Consider the following 25,363-nt stretch of genomic DNA (forward strand, 5'->3'; position numbering starts at 1 on the left):
TTAAGCCATTGCAATCATTTTTTTCTAACAGCTAAAATATTTATGGCTTGGAAAACGGTAGTTAATTTACCCCAAAATGGCAATGAACAAGCTTATTTAATAAATAAGTATAAAAAGTGAAAGTATTAGGGAAAAAACTTGAAATTTATACCTTGGATATTAGCAATATTATTTGCGTGGATATCAATACCTGCGCAGGCAATACATTCAGATAAAGCCAATACGTCAGTACGCCAACTTCCCTTAGTTATCGTGATGGGAGAAGATACTTATCCATTTGAATATTTGGATGAAACGGGAACTCCTGCAGGTATTTTGGTCGATTTGTGGCGCGAATGGTCCATTATTACTGATACCAAAGTGCAATTTGTGTCTCGGCATTGGCAACAGTCACTCGATCAGCTTGAACAGAAAAAAGCAGATGTTCACATTGGCATGTCTCAAAACCAAGCTAGGTTAAAAAAGTTTGATTTTGCCAAACCCTTTACTTCACTCAATACCTATTTATACATTCATAAGTCGCTCAGCAGTAAAAAACAAATTAGTGATTTAGTGCCCTATCAAATTGGTATCGTGAGTGGCTCATCCCATGAAGCAACATTATCAGCGCTAGAACCTAAGCTTAGTTTTAAGCGTTATCAAAATCGTGAACAATTATTACAAGCAGCCGTTAAAGGTGAGTTATTTGTTTTTGCCGGTATTGAAGGATATCAACGCAATTTAGCACTTGAACAAGACATTGCCGCCAATTTTCACAGCTCATCGCGCATACTCATCAAAAAAATCAACTTAGCCCCTGCGGTGGTTAAAGGGGATTTAGAGCTTCTCAACAAAATTAACCATGGTTTTGAATTAATGCCGGCGAAGGTTATTCAGCAAATAGAGCGGCGGTGGTTAGGCTATCATCGACAAACTGCGGGAGTCATTATTGCCATGCAAAATGGTGTCGAGCCTTATGCCGATATCGGCGCTGATGGCTTGCCACATGGAATGTTAGTTGATTTGTGGACTTTATGGTCTGAAAAAACCGGTATCAATATTGATTTTGTTGCGGGTGACATGAGCAGTTCCATTGATGATGTTAAACGTGGTGTTGCAGATGTTCATATTGGTTATCCTGAAAGCCAAGATATGCGCACTGGCTTAAAGCAAGCGTGGCATATTATTTCGGTTAAAAGTCGCTTTTTTAGTTCGAACTTAGCGTTAAATAGCATTGAAAATACGGCTATGCGGATTGGGGTTTTCCCTACCGCGCCTTATATTAGTGATATTAAAAAAGCATTTCCCAAAGCGCAGTTACGTTTTTATGATTCATTAGACGGCATGGTTAAAGCGGCACGTAAAAATGAAATTAGCGGTTTTGTTTCATCTGCAGCAATGACGTCTCATTACTTATTAGCCAATAAGTTGTGGGCAGAGTTTCGTCAATATACCGATATCGAATTTTCAACAGATATGTATGTTTTAACGCGCATTGATGACAGTGGCTTAGCGGATCGGATTCAAGCTGGATTTAATTTGATTTCTGTCGAAGAACAAATTCAAGTTGAGCGTAAATGGTTAATTAACCCAGACGATCGTTTTTTTGCTAATTCTGCCAATAAAATCAAACTAACAACTCAACAAAAACAATACGTTAGTAGTCTTGGGGCCATAAAAATGGGTTACCTGAAAAATTGGGCTCCTATGGAGTTTCAAGGTAAAAACGGTGAGTTTTTAGGGGTGAATGCAGACATCAAAAACTTATTGGTTACCCAACTCAATTTAACGATTATCCCGGTGGCTTACGATGATTTTGGCAACATGATGAGCGACCTGGTTAAAGGTGAAATTCATTTAGTAGCCAGTATGGCTAAAACGATTGAGCGCGAAAATACACTGGCATTCTCATTAGCATATTGGCCGTCACCTTGGGCGATAGTCACGTCGTTAACTCAGCCTCCCATTTTTAATATCTCCCAAGTTACCGGTAAACGATTGGCTGTTGTTGATGGCTATCACATTGTCGATCAGCTTCGCCAACAATACCCAGGTATAAAATTAGTGCCTGTTGCAGACACTAAGCAAGGTATGGCAGCGGTTATCACGGGTCGTGCGGATATGTTTGTTGAACAAGTAGCTACATTGGCGACTACGTTAAAAGGTGGCCAATATCCGAGTTTAAAAATGTCTTTATTAGCTGAGTTAACTGAGCAACATAGCCATATAGGCTTATTTCCGGGCGTCAAAGGTTTAGTGCCTTTGATTGATAGAGTCATTGCGACCATTGATGAAACCGAACAACAGAACATGTATCAAAAATGGGTTTCGCTAGATCTTAATAGTGACACATTACGTTACCAACGTTGGTTGAAAATATTAGTGATTGGTTTGCTAATTATCACCTTAATTGCCATCGTGGTTTTGATGTCGAATCGACGTTTAAATGTCGAAATTCAAAAACGTCTTAAAGCTGAAGAGAACCTTCGATTTATGGCTAATCATGACAATGTTACGGCATTGCCAAATCGCAGTTTACTTGACGATAGATTAGCGCAAGCCACTTTGACTCATCATCGGGATAAATCGAAGTTTGCACTGTTATTTATTGATTTAGATGGTTTTAAAGCAATAAACGATCGGCATGGTCATCATGTGGGGGATAAGTTGCTACAACGTATCGCCTTATTATTAAGCCAACATGTGCGAGATTCTGACACGGTTGCCCGTTTTGGTGGTGATGAGTTTGTGGTGTTATTAAATCATATCGAAGCCAAAGAAAATGCTCGTCAAGTGGCTGAAAATATTTTATTGGGATTAAAGAAACCGTTACTAATCGATGATATCAATGTCACTATTTCGGCCAGCATCGGTATCGCTATTTTTCCTGATGATGCCGATACCGCTGCTTCATTATTGAAAAAATCAGATCAGTTAATGTATCAAGCTAAAAAAGTCGGTGGCCATCAACATAAAATGAGCTAGTTTTTGGTTGATGGTTTTTCCGTCAGTCGATTGAGTTTATTCGCTGTAGGTCTGGTTAATTGCTGCAATCTGATTGATACTTCAATGCATAAGTTTGAGTCACGGTATATAATGCCGTTTTTATCGTTTTCGATTTCCAAAATACCGCTTTGTGGATAAAGGATAGAGTTCAATGCGCAGTCATTATTGTGGAGACATTAATACGTCTCATCTAGGTCAAGAAGTTACTTTAGTTGGTTGGGTTAACCGTAGTCGCGATTTAGGCGGAGTTGTGTTTTTAGACTTACGCGATAGAGAAGGGCTAGTTCAAGTTGTTTTTGACCCAGATCTAAAAGACGTTTTTGATATAGCCAGCACATTGCGCAGTGAGTTTTGTGTTCAAATTAAAGGTGTTGTGCGCGCTCGTCCTGATAGCCAAGTCAATTCACAAATGAAAACCGGTGCGATTGAAATTTTAGGTACGCAACTGACAGTGATTAATGCTTCAGCGCCTTTACCTTTAAGCATGGATAATTATCAAAATAACAGTGAAGAACAACGCTTAAAATACCGTTATTTAGATTTACGTCGCCCAGAAATGGCCGAGCGTCTTATTTTTCGTGCAAAAGTGACCAGTTCTGTTCGTCGCTTCTTAGACACCAATGGCTTTTTAGATATCGAAACGCCTATTTTGACCAAAGCCACTCCAGAAGGTGCGCGTGACTATTTAGTGCCAAGTCGCACTTATAAAGGTCAATTTTTTGCTTTGCCTCAATCACCACAGCTGTTCAAACAGTTGCTCATGATGTCTGGTTTTGACCGCTACTATCAAATTGTTAAGTGTTTTCGCGATGAAGATTTACGTGCAGATCGCCAACCTGAATTTACTCAAATCGATATTGAAACCTCATTCATGTCTGCCGAACAAGTCATGGAAAAAACTGAGCAAATGATGCGCGGTTTGTTTCAAGATTTATTGAATGTTGATTTAGGTGATTTTCCTCGCATGACCTACGCCGAAGCAATGAAGCGTTATGGTTCTGATAAGCCTGATTTACGTAATCCACTTGAATTAGTTGATATTGCTGATTTGGTTAAAGATGTTGAGTTTGCGGTATTTAATGGCCCTGCAAATGATGTCGAAGGTCGCGTTGCGGCACTACGTATTCCAACAGGTGCATCATTATCTCGTAAACAAATTGACGATTACACTAAATTTGCCGGCATTTATGGTGCTAAAGGTTTAGCGTGGATGAAAATAAATGACTTAGCTGCAGGCATGGATGGTATTCAGTCGCCTGTACTTAAGTTTTTAACTGAATCTATTGTTAACGACATCATCAGCCGTACAGGTGCACAAACCGGCGATATCATCCTATTTGGTGCAGACAAAGCCAATGTGGTTGCTGAAGCATTGGGCGCCTTGCGCTTAAAAGCTGGCGAAGATTTCAAGTTACTTGAAGGACAGTGGCGCCCAATGTGGGTTGTCGACTTCCCGATGTTTGAAAAAATTAACGGTGGATTCCACGCGGTTCATCATCCATTTACTGCGCCTCGTGGTATTAGCCCTGCAGAATTAGCAGCCGATCCTGCTGCCGCTATTTCAGATGCCTACGATATGGTATTGAATGGTTGTGAATTAGGTGGCGGCTCAGTGCGTATTCATAACGCCGAAATGCAAAGTACAGTATTCAGTATTTTAGGTATTGAAGCTGAAGAAGCACAAGAAAAGTTTGGCTTCTTACTTGAAGCGTTACGTTACGGTACACCTCCACACGCGGGTTTAGCGTTTGGTTTGGATCGTATTGTCATGTTGATGACCGGCGCAAGCTCGATTCGTGACGTAATGGCATTCCCTAAAACGACTACCGCGGCATGTCCATTAACTAACGCTCCTGGTTTTGCTAACCCAGTGCAGTTAACGGAATTGGGTATTGCGGTGATTGAAAAGGTTAAAACTGAAGAGTAAACATTATTGTTCAGTGTAATACGCTCTTAAATAGGGCTCCACATACCGAGGCTGCTGCCTCGGTATGTTTTTGACAAGTATGGTTTTTTACTTGAATTATCCAATTGGATAAAGGAGCTTAAGATGGCAGGACACAGTAAATGGGCCAATATAAAACATCGTAAAGCCGCACAAGATGCTAAACGCGGTAAGTTGTTTACCAAATTTATTCGAGAGCTTACTGTAGCAGCTCGCGAAGGCGGTTCAGATGTTGATGCTAACCCCAGATTACGCGCTGCAGTTGATAAAGCCTTATCCAATAATATGACCCGTGATACCGTTGAACGCGCCATAAAACGCGGTGCCGGTGAGATAGATGGTCAGCAACTAGAAACCATTATTTATGAAGGCTATGGTCCAGGTGGTACTGCGGTCATGGTTGAAACGATGACAGACAATCGTAATCGCACCGTTTCTGGTGTGCGTAATGCATTTAATAAGTCGGGTGGTAACTTGGGTACCGATGGTTCAGTGGCCTATTTATTTACTAAATCTGGCATTATTTCCTACGACACCGATATTGATGAAGATAGCCTAATCGACAGTGCATTAGACGCAGGCGCCGAAGATGTTATCACTCATGATGATGGGTCAATCGATGTATTCACCACTCCAGAGACCTTTGGCAAAGTCAAAGATGCACTTGATAGTGCTAGTTTTGGATCTGTTCATGCTGAAGTGACTATGGTTGCATCATTAAAAGCTGAACTTGATGCAGATACCGCCGAAAAATTTTTACGTTTAATCGATACCTTAGAAGACCATGATGATGTACAAGAGGTATATCATAATGCTGAGATATCAGATGACGTTACGCAAGCGTTAGACAACGCATGAGGCATCAATGGCCATTATTTTAGGAGTCGATCCCGGCTCCCGCATTACAGGCTACGGGGTGATCCAATGCCAAGGCCGTCAACAGATTTACCTTGGTAGCGGCTGTATTCGAACCTCTGCCGATGAATTACCACAACGATTACAACAAATTTACGCAGGCTTATGCGAAATAATTACTCAATATCAGCCGGATGAATTTGCTATTGAACGGGTATTTATGGCCAAAAATGCTGATTCAGCCTTAAAGCTTGGCCAAGCCAGAGGCGCGGCAATTGTTGCCGCTACGTGTGCTGGACTGCCAGTTGCGGAATATAGCGCAACCCAAATAAAAAGTGCTGTAGTGGGGACAGGCCGAGCTCAAAAAACGCAAGTTCAACATATGATTAAGCAACTACTCAAACTACCTGCTTCACCACAAGCTGACGCGGCTGATGCATTAGGAGTAGCAATATGCCATTTTCATACTTATCAAAGCCTTATCGCTATGGGTGGTAAAGCTAGCAGCAGAACATATGGAAGATACAAATGATAGGTCGTTTAAGCGGTATTTTAGTTGAAAAACAAGCGCCTGAAGTGGTGCTTGATGTCAATGGCGTTGGTTACGAATTACAAGTGCCGATGACCAGCTTTTATGAATTACCAGGGTTAAATCAAGCTGCGATGTTATTTACTCATTTTGTGGTGCGTGAAGATGCGCAGTTACTTTATGGTTTTATCACAAAACAAGAGCGTGCATTATTCCGATTATTGATTAAAACCAATGGCGTTGGCCCTAAACTGGCATTAACGATTTTGTCGGGTATGACTGCATCTGAGTTCGTGTCATGTGTTGAACGAGATGACATTGCCACCTTAGTTAAACTGCCAGGTGTCGGTAAGAAAACCGCAGAGCGTTTAGTGATTGAAATGCGTGACAAGCTTAAAAGTTTACTTGAAGCTTCTGCAGGCTCGGAGCGCGAGTTTATGCTGCAAAGTAATTATACTCCAGCTGCCCCAGTTGATAGTGCAGAAGAAGATGCCATTTCAGCTTTATTGTCGTTAGGTTATAAGCCTGCTCAGGCCAGTAAGTCGGTTTCTGCGGCTTTTAAAGAAGGCATGAGCTCAGAAACGCTAATTAAAGCTGCATTAAAATCAATGCTATAAATATGATATGCATAAACAGGGTACGTAAAAATGATTGAAGCTGATCGCCTAATCCAACCGCAGGTACAAGGTCAAGATGAACTGATTGATCGTGCTATGCGCCCTAAAATGTTGGATGAGTATACCGGTCAAGATGATACTCGAGCGCAGCTTAAGGTTTTTATTCAAGCAGCGATAAATCGCCAGGAAGCCCTCGATCACATGCTGATTTTCGGTCCTCCAGGATTAGGTAAAACAACGTTAGCGATGATTGTGGCTAATGAAATGGGCGTGAATATCAAATCCACTTCTGGCCCTGTGCTTGAAAAAGCCGGTGATTTAGCGGCATTGTTAACCAATCTTGAAGAAGGTGATGTGCTGTTTATCGATGAAATTCATCGTTTAAGCCCTGTAGTGGAAGAGATCCTTTATCCGGCGATGGAAGATTACCAACTGGATATTATGATTGGTGACGGCCCTGCAGCACGTTCAATTAAGTTAGATTTACCGCCATTCACGCTTATAGGGGCGACCACTCGTGCTGGAGCACTAACATCACCACTGCGGGCGCGTTTTGGTATTCCACTGCGTTTAGAGTTTTACAATGTCAAAGATCTTACCACTATCGTAACACGCTCAGCGAATGTGATGGAGCTTGAGATTGATCAGCAAGGTGCGATTGAAATAGCCAAACGTTCACGAGGCACCCCGCGAATTGCTAATCGTTTATTACGCCGCGTTCGCGACTATGCGGAAGTCAAACATGATGGTAAAGTCACCCAAAAAGTTGCCGAATATGCGCTTGATTTACTTGATGTTGATGAGCAAGGTTTCGATTATTTAGACCGTAAACTCCTGCTGGCAATTATTGATAAATTTATGGGTGGTCCAGTAGGATTAGATAACCTTGCCGCCGCGATAGGTGAAGATAGAGAAACGATTGAAGATGTATTGGAGCCTTTTTTAATTCAACAAGGCTTTATTCAGCGCACACCTAGAGGACGTATCGCTTCTCAAAGAGCCTACGATCATTTTAGTTTGGTTAGACCTGAAAAAGCGTAATCTGTTTATTAGCTATTTTAGTCCCACACTAATGACTTGTAGATATATAGCCTAGCGCAGTAAAATTTTGTACGAAATCTCTGTCATCAAAATGATAAAACCAGCTTTCGCTGGTTTTATCATATCTAACGAATCTAAAGTGTACTTTCAAGCGCACCTATTTTTGCTACTTAGGCAATATTAACCAAGTGCTTCAGTTGCTGATTTTTTTTGAATTAATTCGATTTTGTATCCGTCTGGATCTTCGACAAACGCAATTTCAGTTTTGCCGCCAGCAACAGGGCCAGGTGCTCGAGTGATTTTACCGCCAGCAGCAGCAATTGCTTCGCAGCGCGCATAAATATCGTCTTCGCCTATGGCCAAATGTCCAAAACCATTGCCTAAATCGTATGTATCGGTACCCCAGTTATAGGTTAATTCGATAACGGCTTGGCCTGTGGTTTCTTCACCAAAACCAACAAAGGCTAGGGTGTATTTATATTCTGAGTTTTCAGATTGACGCAGTAGTTTCATTCCCATCACTTGGGTATAAAATTGAATGCTGCGATCTAGGTTGCCTACACGGATCATCGTATGAAGTAATTGCGACATGATATGCTCTCTTATAAAAATTTATCTAAGTTTAACAAGTTCAGATGACAATGAAAATATTAGCGGTTGATACCAACAAAATTTTGCTTTAGCTCACATTTGTGAGGATATTTTTTGGGTTAAACGCTAAAAAGCGTTATTGTTGCCATATACACATTTGGAGGCAAGACAATGAATACAGAATTGAAAATGGCATTAGGCACTACAGTTATTATTGCGATTTGTTTTAGTGCATTTTTTGTGTCGTTGTTTTAAGCGTCAGCAAAAAATAGATAGTCCCATTTGAGCCATCACTAAAGATGTATTGCATATTAATTGATGAGTTAATATACAATACATTAATATAAAACCCCTAAAGTGCCTTCGGTGCTTTGGGGGTTAATTTTCTGGGTATATCTTGTCTTTAAAATCACAAGTCTTCAATTATACAGCAGTCGCATCGTGGTTTTCTCGATAAGCACCGTTCGCTGGTCTTGGCGTATTCGACTGTTTCAGATCCAAAAGTGACATTTCATCGGTTGTGATCTCGCCAATTTCTGTATGCCTAATTCAGTTTGAACTGGAATATAACGAAGAGAATGGTGTTAACCAAACTTGTTTTCATGATGTTTTAAGGTTAATTCTACCCGTTCCAATGCTGTCATGATCATCGCCGCAATTGATGGAGATTGGTTTTTAATAAATAATGTTGACGAATGAGCCGCACACAACACTTCAGCACCGCTCCATTGCTTCGCTATATCCGTGGCCCAAAGCCGAAAATCATCAGCAGCTCCTTTGCGTCGTTCCAATGTTTTCGACAGTGTCATATGAAAAGACAATTCTGGACTTTTTAAAAAACGAAGTAGACCGGGTAATTGAAGGTACATTAATGTGTCGTCAACGTGAATGGTTTTTGATTCTTTGTGGTAAGCAAGCACCGATGAAAAATGTAGGCGCTCGTTTTTGGAAATAAAATCGACCCCGCGGGGCACTGAAAATTCAAAATCGTTTGAAAACAAAGCGGCAAACTCGTTTGAATTAGTTAACTCTGTTTGCCATGTTAGGTTGGGCAATTTATCGATATGGCGCTGTGTGCCATAGAGTTTTGCGTTTGGATAATCCCCATGTATTTTTTCAATATGCACGGTGTGGAATGGATGCAAATTAATAATCGCTTCAATGTTGACTCCATTGTTGGTCAGCGAATCGATTTGCTGTTTAACGTCGTCTTGCATCTCATAAGCGTCAAGCAATACAAACTTGCCATTACCGCGCTTTACTAAAGAAGCATGTGTGCCAATATTTAATAAACCGAAAACGTTAAACTCACCACGAATATTCCAAAACTTATCTGAAATTTTTAATATTTTGTCAGTCATAGTTGATACTCATCGTTTGTTTCACCTCAGGATAATTCGCCAAGTATAAAGAGAGTGAAGTAAATTTCTATTTACTTCACTCTGACGGCTTATGCCCTAGATGCTAGGCTCTTATCTCGTATCTAAAATTCCGACACAGAGACCGTAGAGCAAAATGGATTTGCTGAGAAATGACAACATAAGCACTCAGGCAACGGATCCTTCCGCTGTACCATTTGTTCTCTGGTCCGACAATCCGTTCGAACCCGCATTCTAAAAATGGCTCTCCAGTGTTGGCTTACAATTTAAGTGGTTCAACCGTAGACACTAAGCTGCTGTGATGCTGAACGTTTACCATGCCAGTTTGCATATTGCTCCTGTCCAATAGAGCGGCTGTCTGGTTAGAGCGGCTGCCTAGTGGGGCGGATGATAATCTCGTTGACATCAACATCTGTCGGCTGCTCAATGGCATAAGCAATTGCTCGCGCAATCGCATCAGGGTCAATGGCCATCTCGTACATTTCATCAACACCCTTGGCAGTATCGGGGTCGCTGATTTTACTGGTCAGCTCGGTCGCCACGGCCCCAGGCGAAATATTGGTGGAGCGGATTTCCCCATTGCCTTCCTGACGCATGCCTTCTGATATCGCCTTCACGGCAAACTTGGTAGCGGAATAAACGGCGGACGCGGGAAAGACCTTATGTCCGGCTATCGACGAGAGATTAATAATGTGGCCGACATGCTGCTCGCGCATGGTCGGCAGCACCGCGGCAATGCCGTAGAGCACGCCTTTGATATTGACGTCAATCATCTTCTCCCACTCGTCGACCTTGAGTTCATCGAGGGGCGATAGCGGCATCAGACCAGCGTTGTTGACCAGCACGTCGATGCGGCCATAAGCTTCCTTCGCGGCCTTGGCCAGCGACTCGACCTGAGCGCGGTCAGTGACATCGGTAACCTGATAAATAGCTTCACCACCCTGATCCTTAATCGTGTCACGCAGCTCCACAAGGCGTTCCTCGCGGCGGGCAGCAAGCACCAGTTTGGCGCCACCTTTTGCCAGGCGTAGTGCTGTGGCTCTACCCAGACCACTGCTGGCACCGGTAATGATAACGACTTTGCTATTGATCTCTGACATGGATTTTCTCCTGTTGAAATGAATGATTGAATTTTACAAGTTAACGGTCCAAGCCTGGTGTTACGCCAGTGACGCGACGGTCAGGCTGATTGCATATTCTGCACCATACCGTCGTAACGGCCTGTAGTAGCGGCCTCCACCAGTACATGGGCCACATCCGCTCGAGATGCTTTGGCCGATTTGTCGACGTCCTCACCTAGGATCACATCCGTGCCGCGGCTCTTGTTGGTCAATGCCACAGGGCGCAGGATCGAGTAGGTTACTCCAGAAGCCTTGAGGTATTCGTCTGCTTCGTGTTTGGCATTCAGGTAAGGGGCCATGTCGCCGGTGGGATTGGATTGGTCTGCGCCGATCGAGCTGAGCATCACGAAACGCTTCACGCCAGATTCCTTCGCCAGATCAATCAGTCGCTTAGCGCCGTCCCGATCCACTTTTTTGGTCATTTCAGGGCCCGTGTTTCCTCCCGAGCCAGCGGCAAAGATCACCGCGTCCATGCAGTCGCACAAGCCGGTTTCCAGGTCGGTCAAGTCACCATGGCGCAGGTCTACGCCTTGGGGCAGTGAACTTGTATCCGAACTTTCGCGAACCAGCGCTATCGGCTTATGGCCCTGATCTATCAGGTACTGGGCCAGAAGCTGGCCCGTTTTGCCGGTGGCACCGGCGACAAGAATGTTCATGCTCATAGAGAAATCCTTAATGTTGGATGAAATGGGCGAAATTGTGGGTGTAAAGCGAGGTCAGGGCAGAAAAATTGACTTTACGTTGACGAATTCCTTCATACCAAAGCCACCGTGTTCACGTCCGTACCCAGAATTCTTGACCCCGCCAAATGGCATATTCGGATCAGCAGCCCCAAACGAATTAATACGGATCATGCCTGTGTCGAAGTCATCGCGCGCCAGTTTGAGGGCTCGCTCCTCGTCCTTTGAAAAGATCCCACCGCCGAGTCCATAGCGGCTGTCATTAGCCAGCCGCATGGCGTCCTCATCATCACTGGCGCGGATAATCGACGCGACAGGTCCGAAGATTTCATCGTCGTAGGCCGGCATTCCTGGCGTGAGGTCTGCTAGCACAGTGGCTGGATAATAGGCACCCGTGCGGTTTGGTACTTCACCACCGCAGAGGATTTTTGCACCCTTGGCGACGCTGGCATCCACCTGCTCCTTGACGGTGTCAAACTGCTCCTGGCTGGAAAGCGGGCCAAGCTGGGTATTCTTATCGGTGGGGTCACCCATGTTGATCTTTTGCATTTGGGCGACGAAAGCCTCGACAAAGTCGTCATAGACCTTATCGGTCACGATGAACCGCTTGGCAGAAACGCAGGTCTCTCCGTTGTTGTAAAGTCGACCCATTACCGAAAATTTTACGGCGGTTTCGATATCGGCATCCTCAAGCACCAGGTAAGCGTCATTCGAGCCCAGTTCGAGTACCGTCTTCTTTAATTCTTTGGCGGCCACAGCACCGATGTGTCGCCCAGCGCCATCGCTGCCGGTCATTGTGACACCACGGACCTTAGGGTGGGCTATCAGCTTGTCGCTGGTGTCGTGGTCAATCACCAAAACCTGGAACAGGTCCTCGGGCAAGCCGGCCTCAATGCACAATTCACGCAAACGTAGACCGGATCCGGTGCAGATGCTAGCGTGCTTCAGAATACAGCCATTACCAGCCATCAGATTGGATGCCAGTACACGAACCGGCTGGTAAAGGGGAAAGTTCCAAGGTTGAATTGAATAGATAACGCCGATGGGCTGATAACTGATGACGCCGCGTTTACCGTTGAGTGCTTGCTCGCGATCTTCATCGGCCAGCACGTCGGGTCCATTTTCAGCGGTGTAATTAAAGATAGCTGCACAGAGTTCGACCTCAACGTGTCCATCCTTAAGGAGTTTGCCGGTTTCGTTGGTCATCAAAGCGGCCAATTCATCGGCATTGTCGAGCAACTTTTGAGCGATCATCTTGAGGTAGGGGGCCCGTTCCTGATGGGTCAGTTCGCGCCATTGCAGAAATGCCCCATGGCAGGACTCAAGCCGATCCGTCGCCTGCTTTTCGGTCATGATGTCGTAGGTATGGATTTCTTTTTCGGTCGCGGGATTAATGGTGGTGATTGTCGACATGGTTGCTCCTTCCTAGTCTGATAGGCTAACGCCGTTGACGCTAGCTAAGGTGGATTATCAGCCAATTGGCGGGATCTGTCTGTTCGCTTGCCAACACTACCGCTTTGCAAACATCGCCGAGCTCCTGCTGGTAGTGGATAAATGGCCCAAAGAAAAAGTATAAAAAGAATAAACCACATGCTTGATCTATTCATCATGGTCTGATGTTGTTGGGTTGAGGGTCATTGAACCCACTGTTGGAACAAGTCAATGGATGAGGAAGTTAGGGATTGTTAGTGCTAGGTATCAATTTTATTCGATAAATCGACAAAAAAGTGCTAGGTAGGCATGTCGACTTCCCCCCCTTTTTGTAAGAATGCTTGTAAGAATGCGGGACCAGTGAACAAATTTGATGGTGCTAATCCCCTAGGCGATATCTTGTTGTTAGGGGGCTCGCATTGACGACAGTAAATTGTCTGGCGCTGAAATAGGCGGTGGTATTGACCCACTTGCTGTAATGGCAGCAAAATAGTTTATCTTTGAACGCTTGATATGTTATTCCTGTATGGCAGGAAATGATTAAGTGAACCACTGGACTCACGAAAGTATTTAGTCAATTATTATGCTATATGTCGGATCAGTAATGCTGTATGTGAGATCAGTGATGCCATCTGTGCGCATTCGATGAGTCAGAATAAGCGTATTCAAGCGGTGGTTATGCGCTTATATATATCAGAGAAAATTTGACGTCGGCTAGCTAAGTGTTACCGACCTACAAGCAGTCTGGAACAATACGCGTACTAGTAGCAGCCGACCGATGGTCGGCTCTTTTTTCCAGAATTCCATGTCCGATCAGCCAACCTTCAAAAATGTTTTGATAGTCTAATTAAATTAGACCAATGCGACAAAGCTGACGTTTAGTTCATGAAAGTTTCTCTGATCCCAGAGGTTACTTTTCATTTTCAGACGATGATGGCTTCTGTGAGTCTGCTGATTCTTCTTCTGACTTTTCTTCTGACTTTTTTTCCGGCAACATGGTATTGAGCTTCTCACCGCCTTTGGCGCCAAAATCCAATGTTCTGATAGGAAATGGAATTAAGATATCCGCTTTTTCTAGCGCTTTTTTAATTTCTACAACCGCCGTATGTCGAGCTTTCATAAAGCCAGTGTCACCTGGGTAATCGATCCAGAACCAGACTACTAAGTTTATACAGCTGTCTGCAAACCCCTCAGCAAACACGGCAGTTTGTTCTTTTTTGATAACAAAATCACAAGCGTTTATCGCTTCTTCAATAACTCCAGCTGCCTTCTCTGGGTCGTCTGCGTAAGAAATACCCACGGGTACTACGATGCGCCTGACCCCTGTAACCGTATAATTTGTGAGTACGTTTCGAAACAAGATTTTATTTGGAATAACTTCTATTTGGCCAAAAAACGTTTCGACTAATGTGTTACGCAAATTAATGGTTTTTACGGTGCCAAACACATCTCCTGCCTCAACCACATCGCCAATTTGAAATGGCTTACGAATACCCATCGCAATACCAGCAATAAGATTCTCTGCCATGTCTTGAAAAGCAAAACCAAGTGCTAGGCCAATAATACCTGCGCCAGCTAAGAGTGACGTTACAGTACCGGTTAATCCTAAAAACTCTAGGGCGATAAATAGCCCTGTCAACAGCACCAGCATCTTGATAATTGATGAAAGTAGATCGGCAATTTGTTCAGACTCTAAGGTTTTATGAAGCACTTTTCGAACGACTCTACCAACATATTTAGCCAGTAAGCCAAAAAACATGGCTAATAGAAAGGCGACTATAAAATTCGGCAAGTGTTTAATGCCAGCTTCTAGCCAGCCTTGTAATTTTTCGTCAATTAGCTGCCAGAATTTGTCTAATACAGAGAGGTCCATTAATATTATTCCCACTATTATTTATCATCGTTCTTCAATGCAGATTCAGCCCGTGTATTGAGCTTCTCTAGTGTCGAGGATAGGTAAAATAAAACGTCATTTTTCACAAAATGAAAATCCATGTAGCCTCATATTCTCCATACTAACATCTCTTTACTATCCTTGAGGGAGTGAAAGTCAGCGCACTGTTGTCTACTACTTAAAAAAGCTCAGCATATGCTGCGGACAACAGAGCTTTCTACACCGTCATCACCCGATGTTATTCGCTCAACGTTAAAGATGTCACAAGTTGACTTTACGCGGTGACTGGCGTAAAGGTGGGAACGTTGATCTTCCTCTATTGCCTCGGGATAATTTGGGACGATTTTTTAGCTAAAAATAGGTGTATCAATGGCAATAGTGGGCTAGCCAAATATCGGAGTATCGCTGTTGATAAAACCAATTCTATTATTGCGAAAGAGTAGGTGAGTGCCATAAGCACAAATAGTTAAGTTAAGTTAAGTTAAGTTAAGTTAAACCTAGCATTTTTGGTTCTTTTTCTTTATGTCTTTGCTTCTTGAGGCAGTCCAGTTTCGCGCAATGCTTTTGTATCTTTTAATGGATATGCACCCAAAAACGGCAGTATTCCCAACTGAATTGAGAGGGCCTCTCGTAGCCAACTTTGAATGTCGTTGTCACATCTAAGTTGTCGGTTAACATTAAACGACGAGCTTCGTTCAAACGTAAAATTTTCGAAATTGCAGAGGCGTCACTGAACGAAAATGACTGTAAGATAAGTATAGATACATGCCGATTTGGTGTTGGACTCTTACGCTCAGGGCGGCGAATTGTCAGTGAAATGGTGAACAATACACCATACCAATAGGTTTGGAACTTTTCCCTATTTATCCCGCAACAGGACAAAAGAGAGAACAGACATGACACATATCGACGTCAACAAGATGATAGACTATTCAGTTTTATCTTTAAACTCACACAGGTCTTCGATAATACAAGAACCGCAACGGGGTTTTCTGGCTAAGCAAGTGTAACGTCCGTGAAGAATAAACCAATGATGTACATCCACTTTAAACTCGCTCGGCACCACTTTAAGCATATTCAGTTCAACTTGGTCGACATTTTTGCCAGGAGCAAACTTCGTTCGATTTGCTAGCCGAAAAATATGCGTATCAACGGCAATAGTGGGCCAGCCAAAGGCGGTATTGAGTACTACATTGGCCGTTTTTCGTCCCACTCCAGGTAAAGCTTCTAATGCTTCTCGATTCTCGGGTACTTCGCCACCATGTAAATCAACCAGCATTTTACAGGCGTTAATCACATTAACGGCTTTGTTATTGTATAAGCCAATGGTTTTGATGTATTGCTTAAGCCCATCAACGCCTAAGTCATAGATTGCTTGAGGCGTATTGGCAACAGGAAACAACTTATCAGTTGCCTTGTTGACACTGACATCGGTTGCTTGTGCTGATAGCGTGACAGCAACTAATAACTCAAATGGACTAGAAAAGTTCAGTTCAGTTTCAGGCTTAGGATTATTGTCTCTTAATCTGTTGAGTATTTGTTGTCGCTTATCTTTATTCATAATAATCGGTCATTTTATCGTTAAGTTAACGGTCTCAGTAGTTTAACTGCAAAGTCTTGTTAGTTGACTTTAGTGATCCGCGCACGCGTTACGCTAACACTTTCTACCTTAGGTTGCAGGGCGTTAACTCGGCTATCGATGACATTTTTAAGGGCTATTAATAATCCCATGCCAATAAAAGCACCCGGCGGCAACATAGCCAATAAAAATGGCGTGTCCACATGCCATACATGAATGGTTAACACACTTGCCCAATCACCTAATAGTAAATCTGCACCGCCAAATAACGTTCCTTGGCCGAGCAATTCGCGGCTAGCACCTAAAACAACCAGTACAGCGGTAAAGCCTAAGCCCATCATTAATCCATCGAATGCCGAATGCGCTAATGAGTTACGCGAGGCAAATGCTTCTGCGCGGCCGATAATGACGCAGTTGGTTACAATCAGCGGTAAGAAAATACCCAATGACAAATATAAATTATAGGCATAAGCATTGATCAGTAATTGCACGCAAGTAACAAGCGCGGCAATGATCATGACAAACACGGGGATACGAATTTCTTTAGGCACAAAATCACGTACCAAGGAGACTAAAATATTGGATCCAACTAATACCAACAACGTCGCGACGCCCAAACCCAATGCATTGGTGATTGTTGCGGTAACGGCTAGTAGCGGACATAACCCTAATAATTGTACTAATCCCGGGTTATTTTTCCATAGTCCTTGAGCTGCAATTTCACTATATTTACTCATGGTTGGCCTCACAGACATAATGACTTTGATAAAGTGCTTGGCGATGTTGTTCAACAAATGTCAGTGCATTGGCAATCGCTTTAACGTAAGCGCGTGGAGTAATAGTGGCACCCGTAAATTGGTCAAATTGACCACCATCTTTCTTTACTTTCCACATATTGCTGTTGTCTTTAAATAACTTACCACTGAAATGAGTGACCCAATCCGATTTTCGCAGTTCAATTTTATCACCAAGCCCCGGGGTTTCTTGATGGGAAAGGGTACGAACACCTAATATTTTACCTTGGTTATCTACACCAATAATGAGTTTTATTTCTCCGTTATAACCATCTGGTGCAATAGCTTCAATCGCGATGGCTACAGGGAGTTCATTTTTATAAGCAAGGTATGCTGGTAAGTCAGCTTTAGTGCCTAACAGTTCCGGGGAGTTAACCAAAATGCATTGTTCACTGAGTACATTATCGTATAACTCAGTCGGCACAATTTGGTTAAGCGTTAAGGTTAATTGTTTTTGTTGTTGCAATAATATGGTGTCACTGGTTAACGCGTTAACTAACGCAACTAGGCCAGTGCAACATAAGGCAAATAGGCCAAGTAATAGGCCATTTTTAATCATCGGGTTAGTTGTTAAAATAGACATTATTAATTTCCTACTCGATGACCATAACTGCGTGGACGAACATAATAATCGATAAATGGCGCGCACATATTGGCTAATAAAACGGCGAAAGCGACGGCGTCAGGATAACCACCAAATGTTCGTATTAAGTATATGAGTAAGCCGATCATGGCGCCAAAAATAAGTCGACCTCTAGGACTTGCTGCTGCGGTAACGGGATCTGTGGCAATGAAAAATGCCGCCAGCATGGTTCCTCCTGAAAATAAATGCATCGCAGGGCTAACGAAGGTATCTGGGCTGATCAAAAAACCAATACTGGCACAGACAAACAAAGTCAGCACAATAGCGCCGCTAATATGCCAGCGTATCACCTTAAGCTTTAGCATCACTAGGCCACCAACAAAATAGGCCATATTGACCCAAAACCAACCTTCGCCGACACTGCCAGAGAAGATGGTTTTAGTCATACTTTCTGTTGTGGTAAGCCCCATAGAAAGGTCTGTTTTTAATGTGTCGAGTGGCGTTGCCATGGTGGTGCCATCAATCGCCAAATGGAAAAAATCTGCAGCATATCCCGTGTTTAATTCAAAGATACTGTTGAAGGTATGCAACATATCTGCGTAATTGACGGTTAAGGTTTGAGGGGCAACCCATGAGGTCATTTGTACCGGAAATGAAATCAGCAGCAGTACATAAGCGGCCATTGCAGGATTAAAGACGTTATTACCTAACCCACCATAGAGTTGTTTAACAATAACGATAGCAAATAATGTTCCGATGACAATTAACCACCAAGGTGCTAATGGCGGGATCGCGACCGCAAGTAAGCTTGCGGTAACCAATGCGCTATTATCAGTTAAGGTAGCGACAATATTTTTATTGCGCAGTTTCATTACTGCAGCTTCTGCTAAATAAGCCACCGTAATTGCGAGTAATAATTGAACTAACGTGCCGTAACCAAAATAATAGCTTTGTACTGCAATACCTGGAATAAGGCATAGTGCGACACGCTTCATTACCGTATTGGTGTGCAATGTTGTGCTGACATGTGGAGATGAGGCAATTTTAAATGCCATAGTTATAGTTCCTCTTGCTTAGCACTGTTAGCGAGTTTCTTGGCTTTCGCTTTGGTAACCGCGGCAGCAATTTTAGCTTTTTTGTCATCGACAGGGATTGCTGCAATGGTTATATCAATTTCGATTGCTGGGTTCACTTCGTTTACCGTATCGCGAGGCTGATCGTCGCCCACGTCATTTGTCGCGCTAGAATCAACAGCTAATGCCGCTTTCTTGGCTTTTGCTTTGGCAACCGCGGCAGCAATTTTAGCTTTTTTGTCATCGACAGGGTTTGTTGCAATGGTTGTATCTGTTTGGCTTGCTGAATTAACCTCGTTTGCGGTATCGCGAGGCTGATCGGCGCTCACATCATCTGCCACAGCAGATTCATTGGCTAATGCTGCTTTCTTGGCTTTTGCTTTGGCTACGGCGGCAGCAATTTTAGCTTTTTTGTCATCGACAGGGCTTGCTGCAATGGTTGTATCTGGATTAACTTCGTTTGCCCAATTATTAGCTTTATCGTCGCTCACATCATCTGCCACGGCAGATTCATTGGTTAATGCTGCTTTCTTGGCTTTCGCTTTGGCTACGGCCGCAGCAATTTTAGCTTTTTTGTCATCGACAGGGCTTGTTGCAATGGTTGTATCTGTTTGGCTTGCTGGATTAACTTCGTTTGCGGTATCGCGAGCCTTATCGCCGCTCACATCATCTGCCACGCCAGACACATTGGCTAATGCTGCTTTCTTGGCTTTAGCTCTAGCAACTGCAGCAGCAATTTGTGCTTTTTTATCATTAACGGGGTCAATGTTCTCGTTAGTTATATCCGTTGTGACCGCAGCTACATCACTTTGATTATCTACTTTAGACTGAGCTGCAAAGGCGGCTTTTTTAGCTTTCGCACGTTCAATAGCGGCATTAACTGCTGTTTTCTTCGCGCTGGTACTGTCTATTGCTGCTTTTGGTGCATCAGTATCAGATGTTGTTACAGCAGTATCAGCAGTTATGCCTTCTGCAGCCTGGGCTTTTTTAGCGGCGATACGTGCCATAGCAGCGGCTACCGCATCTTTATCACCCGACTTCATATTTGCTTGGCGTTTGGCAGCTGCTTGTTTTGACTTTTCTTCTCGAGCATTTTTTTCATCTTCAAGTCGTTGTAAGCGTGTTTCGAAACGAATTTTTGCTTTTTCAGCTTGTAGTTTTTCTTCTGCGGTATTCTTCAACGCTGATTTCGCGACCCGATAATATTCAACTAAAGGAATGTCACTTGGGCATACGTAGCTGCAACAACCGCATTCAATACAATCTTTTAAGTTAAAACTTGCCGCTTTGTCGTATTCCTCCGCTTTGGCGTGCCAGAATAGCTGTTGCGGTAACAATAACGCGGGGCAGGCGACTGCACACTCACCACAACGAATACAGGCTTTCTCATCTGGTTCAGGAGCTATTTCTGCTTGGCTTGGTGCCAATAAACAGTTGGTTCCTTTTGATATTGGCACATCAAGATCACTCAACGCGTATCCCATCATCGGACCGCCGACAATGACTTTTTGTGAACTCTGCGGTTCAAAACCGACTTGGCTGAGGGCATCAGCTACTGTAGTGCCAATTCTCAGCCAATAGTTTCCAGGTTTACCGATGGATTCGCCGGTTAACGTCACTACGCGTTCAATGAGTGGTTTACCCTGTAATACCGCTTCTTGAATGGCATAGGCGGTACCGACGTTATGCATAACAATACCAAGTTGAGCAGGAATGGCTCCACTGGGCACTTCTTTGCCGGTAATAATTTGAATAAGTTGTTTTTCGCCGCCTGACGGGTACTTTGTCGGAATAACGGTGACACGGATCATATCGTTAGGTAATGAGCTGCGACGAATAGCAGACTCCATTGCTTGAGCCGCTTCAGGTTTATTATCTTCAATAGCGATAATAATACGTTGTGCGTTAAGCAAATGCTGAATGATACTAATACCAGTTAATATTTCATCACTGTATTCACGCATTAATCGATCATCAGCACTAATGTAAGGTTCGCACTCCACCCCATTAATAATGATTAAATCGATTTCACTCGCGGGGTTGAGTTTTACATGACTGGGAAACGCTGCGCCGCCCATTCCTGCAATACCTGCTTGCCTTATTTTGGCTAAAATATCGGCTTTGGACAGTTGTTCAATCTGATTTGAGGTAAGTTCACACCAAGTATCATGTCCATCGGCTTCGATAATGCAACTCAGCACAGGCAATGAAGAGGGATGATTGCTACCGTGTTGCTCTATCGCGACAACGGTCCCGGAAGTAGGGGCATGGACGGGTAAATAAATAAAACCAGCACCTTCAGTGAGTGGTTGTCCTTTTAATACCTGGTCGCCGACCTTGACACTCAAGGTCGCTTGTTGACCAACAAGAGGAACCGGTATCACAAATCGCGATTGCAGTGGCAAAGGAGATATGGTGCTTTGGTTGGAAAGTGATTTAAGTTCAGGTGGATGGATCCCGCCAGGAGAGCGCCACAAAGTACCTTTATCTAATTGCTCTAATAACGTTAGCACCGTTTGTCCTCTTGCTCTGTATTGATCACGTTGATAGGGATCGCGCGTAATTTCCAATCCCAATTTTGTATTGTGGTTTCAACTGGGATCATATCAATACAATCGACAGGGCAAGGCTCAACACATAAGTCACAGCCGGTACAATCTTTGGCAATAACGGTATGCATTAATTTACCAGCACCTAAAATGGCATCAACTGGGCAGGCTTGAATACATTTGGTACACCCAATACATTCATCTTCACGGATATAAGCTACTTTTTTAATACTGGCTTGTGCCTCTTCGCCTAATGCTTCAGGTTCAACCCCCATAAGCTCGGCAATCTTTTCCATGGTAGCAGTACCACCAGGAGGGCATTTATTGATTTTATCGCCGTTAGCGATAGCCTCAGCATAGGGGCGACAACCAGGATAACCACACTGACCGCATTGAGTTTGCGGAAGCAGGGTTTCAACTTGATCAATAATAGGATTACCTTCAACTTTGAATTTTTTTGAGGCAAAACCTAAAATGACGCCAAACACTAATGCTAAAACGCTTAATACAGCAACAGCAATTAATATATTCGATACCATTAGCTAACTAGCCCCGCAAACCCCATGAAGGCTAATGACATTAAACCGGCGGTGATCATGGCAATTGCGCCACCTTTAAAAGGCAAGGGCACGTCTGCAGCGGCTAATCGCTCGCGCATGGCCGAAAACAAAATTAACACTAATGAGAAGCCAACTGCAGCACCAAAACCATAAATAGCCGATTGAATAAAGTTATGGTCTTCATTGACGTTGAGTAAAGCGACGCCTAATACAGCGCAGTTAGTCGTGATAAGTGGCAAGTAAATGCCCAGAGCACGATGTAAAGATGCACTGGTTTTTTGCACAACCATCTCGGTAAATTGCACTACGACGGCAATAACCAAAATAAAGCTCATTGTACGTAAGTAGTTGAGGTCAAATGGCTGCAGTAAAAATTCATTGGTGAGATAACTCAGAATAGAGGCTAGGGTCAACACAAACGTGGTTGCCATCGACATGCCAATTGCTGACGCCAATTTGCTCGACACCCCCATAAAAGGGCATAGACCTAAGAATTTTACCAGAACGAAGTTATTCACCAGCACTGTGCCGATCAACAAGAGAAGATACTCTGTCATTGCTACAATTTTTTGACCAATAGATCCTAGTATTATCTTAGGTTTGGCGCCGATAAACAACGGATAAAAAATAAGGTTAAACATAAAATGTTTAACCTTGACATAAAATCGTTATTTTTACCGTTTGTTAACGTTGTTTTTACTGTTTAGTTAACAATACTTCAGGTTTAGCAATATAATATCCTTGTAGTCCATCCACTAAAAGTTTTTCAAGGGTGAGTTTTTCATCTTGTTTTTCAACACCCGTGGCAATGACTCGAATACTAATGCGTTTGGCGATATCAACAATCATCCGGATAAAGAATTTATTGTTGTTATCCTGTTCAATATTATCACTATAACTGCTGTCCAATTTGATAAAGTCAGGACGGACCTCGCGGAAAAATTTAAATGAGGTAAAACCTAAACCAAAGCGTTCGACAGCGACTTTTGCGCCAACTTTATGGATCTCTGTGACAAATTTATGACTAGACTCTAAGTTAGCCTGCATTCCAGACTCATTGAGTTCAAACACTAATCTAGCCGCAGTACCACGGTGTTTAGATAATATATCCTTCAACCACACGGTAAAACTCTCTTGCAGAGCAGAAGAAGCACTAATGTTTACCCCCATTTGGCCTGAAATACTGGGGTTTTCACTTAACACTTTAATGGTTTGAGTGACTATCATTTTATCGAGCTCTACACTCATACCATAACGCTCAGCCATCGCAATCACAGTGGTTGTGGGTAAAGGTTTACCTTCGGAGTTATAAAATCGAGCCAAAAGTTCACGGTAAACTTCGGTGTCATTATTACAGGGCTGAATAGGTTGTTGATAAAATTTAATACTTCGACGGTTAATTAAGTCGTCAATGGTCACTTTCCAATGGTTATTACCAAATTGTTCATTCGCTGATAATTTTTCTAATTGATAGTAGCGATTGGGTCCGAGCGTTTGTGCCACGCTGACAGCGGTATCGGCTAATGCCATCAATGCTAATGGTTCATTTCCTTGTTGATAAGGCACCATACCCGCATGAGCAATAGAGTCACTCTTGATACTCTGGGCATATTCATCAAGATGACGCTTAAGTTGCTCTAAAAATCGTTCACCCTCTTTAAGAGTAATACTTTCAATGAAAACAGCAAAATCACCGCTAGATACCCGAAAACACTCACTCAATCCGAGGTTTGTAACTGACTTTCGAATACAAGTAGCCAGTTTAGCTAAATAATCATCACCAGCAGCACGCCCATGTAGTTGGTTAATCGTTGCCAGTTCTGCGGCCTTAATAACAACGAGGACACCATGCTGTTGTTTATCTGTTTTGCTTATAGTGTCAATATGTTGTGTAAAGCGTTGTCGAGTAGAAAAGCCACTCACGGGATCTTGATATGCCGCTTTAGTTAATTGTTCATTTTCTTTGCGTACGCGATCTAAACTGAGTTTTAATTGGCTACGACATGTTTCTAATGCTTTGCCGATGGGATGGAGCACACCTGGGAAGCGAGATTTCTCAATGGCTAGGAACGATAAGTCTGGAATATGAGTAATGTATTCGGCGGCATAGTTAATTCTTTTACGATGTAATTGCATTAACACCGCAAATAACAACATCAAAGCAATATAAGCGGTAATCAATAACGTCGCAGTTTGCTCTAAGTCATTAAAACTAGGGGACAACACACTCGCGGTGTCTAATCTAACTTGTAAACGCCCGTCAGGAAAATCATGCACATGGCCTAATTCAATATTAAAAATCTCGCTGGCAAAATCATCAGAAGGGCGAAGTAAACTGCCATGAGTATAATTTTCATTGCTGTCAGTATTATGGATATATTGGAAAAATTGAAAAGAAAACGCTGTAGACATACGTTGGTATAGCGCTTCTCCGCTACCCTGCCATTGATCAATGGTTTGCACGTATTGCTGGTAATTAGCTCGTGCTATTTCACCTTGTTCTTGTACTTCGTTGTTTTCGACCGTGTAAATTCGAAAAATTAATAAACCGAACACGATAAAAAGGACAAGCTGAAAGGATTTCGATAAGCCCATAAAACAACAATTCCTATGAGTGTATGGCTAAATTTGCTCGGTCTTGCACAAATGTCGTGCTGTAGATGTTCGACCGTGGTATTTAATCAATAATATAATGCTTTAAGTAATAATGCTTTAAATAGTTTATATAATAACCAATATCATCATAGCAGAAATGAGATTAAATGATTACTAATCTAAGGTATTATTTATAATAGAAAAACTAGCGATTTAGTACTAACTAATACCGATGAATAAGCGATTATAGTTAAGGTAAATTAAACTATTGATTAAAATATTGAAATTATAGGGTAGGTTGAGCAAGAGTGTGTTTTGCAGATGATAACGTTGCGGGATTTCTGTGGATATTGTTGCGTTTAATGTTGCGTTTAATAATGGCTCCCCAGACTGGACTCGAACCAGTGACATACGGATTAACAGTCCGCCGTTCTACCAACTGAACTACTGGGGAATTAATTATTACTATAAATACTTAATTTGAAATGGCTCCCCAAACTGGACTCGAACCAGTGACATACGGATTAACAGTCCGCCGTTCTACCAACTGAACTATTGGGGA

20 protein-coding genes and 2 tRNA genes are annotated in these 25,363 nt (G+C 42.9%); 6 read left to right on the forward strand and 16 right to left on the reverse strand.

All coding sequences use genetic code 11. The annotated features are described in order from the left end of the window. Window positions 1–138: 138 nt before the first annotated feature. From AAEY99_RS18955 to ruvB, 6 genes are all read left to right on the forward strand, one after another. Entirely contained in the window at window positions 139–2,964 is a 2,826-nt protein-coding gene (locus AAEY99_RS18955) for a diguanylate cyclase domain-containing protein (RefSeq protein ID WP_351011579.1), read from the forward strand. 172 nt (window positions 2,965–3,136) lie between these two features. After that, window positions 3,137–4,912, forward strand: a complete 1,776-nt coding sequence (gene aspS / locus AAEY99_RS18960; protein ID WP_101087024.1) for an aspartate--tRNA ligase — start codon at window positions 3,137–3,139, stop codon at window positions 4,910–4,912. A 123-nt stretch (window positions 4,913–5,035) separates the two neighbouring features. Further along, window positions 5,036–5,788 carry a YebC/PmpR family DNA-binding transcriptional regulator gene (locus tag AAEY99_RS18965; RefSeq protein ID WP_351011581.1) on the forward strand — a complete coding sequence of 251 codons (753 nt, stop codon included), beginning with the start codon at window positions 5,036–5,038 and terminating at the stop codon, window positions 5,786–5,788. 7 nt (window positions 5,789–5,795) lie between these two features. After that, the gene (ruvC, locus tag AAEY99_RS18970; RefSeq protein WP_101087026.1) at window positions 5,796–6,317 is read left to right on the forward strand and encodes a crossover junction endodeoxyribonuclease RuvC; all 522 of its coding nucleotides are present in this window, start codon (window positions 5,796–5,798) and stop codon (window positions 6,315–6,317) included. Next, window positions 6,314–6,931: a Holliday junction branch migration protein RuvA gene (gene ruvA, locus AAEY99_RS18975; RefSeq protein ID WP_101087027.1), complete on the forward strand. Its 618-nt coding sequence runs from the start codon at window positions 6,314–6,316 to the stop codon at window positions 6,929–6,931. Before ruvC ends, ruvA begins: the two co-directional genes overlap by 4 nt. A 30-nt stretch (window positions 6,932–6,961) precedes the next feature. Continuing rightward, window positions 6,962–7,972 (forward strand): Holliday junction branch migration DNA helicase RuvB, encoded by a 1,011-nt coding sequence (ruvB, locus tag AAEY99_RS18980; protein ID WP_182743753.1) that lies wholly within the window; start codon window positions 6,962–6,964, stop codon window positions 7,970–7,972. A 180-nt stretch (window positions 7,973–8,152) separates the two neighbouring features. Here ruvB and gloA read toward each other — a convergent pair whose 3' ends face one another. The 16 genes from gloA to AAEY99_RS19060 form a co-directional block, all read right to left on the reverse strand. Then, window positions 8,153–8,563: a lactoylglutathione lyase gene (gloA, locus tag AAEY99_RS18985; protein ID WP_162023257.1), complete on the reverse strand. Its 411-nt coding sequence runs from the start codon at window positions 8,561–8,563 to the stop codon at window positions 8,153–8,155. Between the two features lie 584 nt (window positions 8,564–9,147). Continuing rightward, window positions 9,148–9,924 carry a hypothetical protein gene (locus tag AAEY99_RS18990; protein WP_101087029.1) on the reverse strand — a complete coding sequence of 259 codons (777 nt, stop codon included), beginning with the start codon at window positions 9,922–9,924 and terminating at the stop codon, window positions 9,148–9,150. A gap of 380 nt (window positions 9,925–10,304) precedes the next feature. Next, window positions 10,305–11,042 (reverse strand): SDR family oxidoreductase, encoded by a 738-nt coding sequence (locus AAEY99_RS18995; RefSeq protein WP_101087030.1) that lies wholly within the window; start codon window positions 11,040–11,042, stop codon window positions 10,305–10,307. Window positions 11,043–11,122: 80 nt separating this feature from the next. Next, on the reverse strand, window positions 11,123–11,725 hold the full coding sequence (locus AAEY99_RS19000; RefSeq protein ID WP_197708435.1) for an SDR family oxidoreductase: 603 nt from the start codon (window positions 11,723–11,725) through the stop codon (window positions 11,123–11,125). A 54-nt stretch (window positions 11,726–11,779) separates the two neighbouring features. After that, a complete protein-coding gene (locus tag AAEY99_RS19005) occupies window positions 11,780–13,156 on the reverse strand; it encodes an NAD-dependent succinate-semialdehyde dehydrogenase (protein WP_101087031.1) in 1,377 nt (458 codons plus the stop codon). Between the two features lie 928 nt (window positions 13,157–14,084). Beyond that, complete coding sequence (locus AAEY99_RS19010; RefSeq protein WP_101087032.1) at window positions 14,085–15,047, reverse strand: mechanosensitive ion channel family protein; 963 nt, start codon at window positions 15,045–15,047, stop codon at window positions 14,085–14,087. 949 nt (window positions 15,048–15,996) lie between these two features. Continuing rightward, window positions 15,997–16,629, reverse strand: coding sequence for an endonuclease III (gene nth / locus AAEY99_RS19015; RefSeq protein WP_101087033.1), 633 nt, complete (start codon window positions 16,627–16,629; stop codon window positions 15,997–15,999). 59 nt (window positions 16,630–16,688) lie between these two features. Next, window positions 16,689–17,384 (reverse strand): electron transport complex subunit E, encoded by a 696-nt coding sequence (locus AAEY99_RS19020; protein ID WP_101087034.1) that lies wholly within the window; start codon window positions 17,382–17,384, stop codon window positions 16,689–16,691. After that, complete coding sequence (rsxG, locus tag AAEY99_RS19025) at window positions 17,377–18,024, reverse strand: electron transport complex subunit RsxG (protein WP_243756173.1); 648 nt, start codon at window positions 18,022–18,024, stop codon at window positions 17,377–17,379. The genes AAEY99_RS19020 and rsxG overlap by 8 nt, the downstream gene beginning before the upstream one ends. A gap of 2 nt (window positions 18,025–18,026) precedes the next feature. Next, window positions 18,027–19,079 carry an electron transport complex subunit RsxD gene (rsxD, locus tag AAEY99_RS19030; RefSeq protein ID WP_101087036.1) on the reverse strand — a complete coding sequence of 351 codons (1,053 nt, stop codon included), beginning with the start codon at window positions 19,077–19,079 and terminating at the stop codon, window positions 18,027–18,029. Between the two features lie 2 nt (window positions 19,080–19,081). Then, the gene (rsxC, locus tag AAEY99_RS19035; RefSeq protein WP_351000944.1) at window positions 19,082–21,610 is read right to left on the reverse strand and encodes an electron transport complex subunit RsxC; all 2,529 of its coding nucleotides are present in this window, start codon (window positions 21,608–21,610) and stop codon (window positions 19,082–19,084) included. Further along, on the reverse strand, window positions 21,604–22,185 hold the full coding sequence (rsxB, locus tag AAEY99_RS19040) for an electron transport complex subunit RsxB (RefSeq protein WP_101087038.1): 582 nt from the start codon (window positions 22,183–22,185) through the stop codon (window positions 21,604–21,606). Before rsxB ends, rsxC begins: the two co-directional genes overlap by 7 nt. Next, the gene (gene rsxA, locus AAEY99_RS19045) at window positions 22,185–22,763 is read right to left on the reverse strand and encodes an electron transport complex subunit RsxA (protein WP_101087227.1); all 579 of its coding nucleotides are present in this window, start codon (window positions 22,761–22,763) and stop codon (window positions 22,185–22,187) included. The genes rsxB and rsxA overlap by 1 nt, the downstream gene beginning before the upstream one ends. Window positions 22,764–22,902: 139 nt before the next feature. Beyond that, on the reverse strand, window positions 22,903–24,801 hold the full coding sequence (locus tag AAEY99_RS19050; protein WP_101087039.1) for an EAL domain-containing protein: 1,899 nt from the start codon (window positions 24,799–24,801) through the stop codon (window positions 22,903–22,905). A 378-nt stretch (window positions 24,802–25,179) separates the two neighbouring features. Beyond that, a tRNA-Asn gene (locus AAEY99_RS19055) sits at window positions 25,180–25,255 on the reverse strand. Window positions 25,256–25,287: 32 nt separating this feature from the next. Beyond that, a tRNA-Asn gene (locus AAEY99_RS19060) sits at window positions 25,288–25,363 on the reverse strand.

It is taken from the genome of Shewanella sp. S1-58-MNA-CIBAN-0166 (assembly GCF_040310085.1).
Classification (GTDB): Bacteria; Pseudomonadota; Gammaproteobacteria; order Enterobacterales; family Shewanellaceae; genus Shewanella.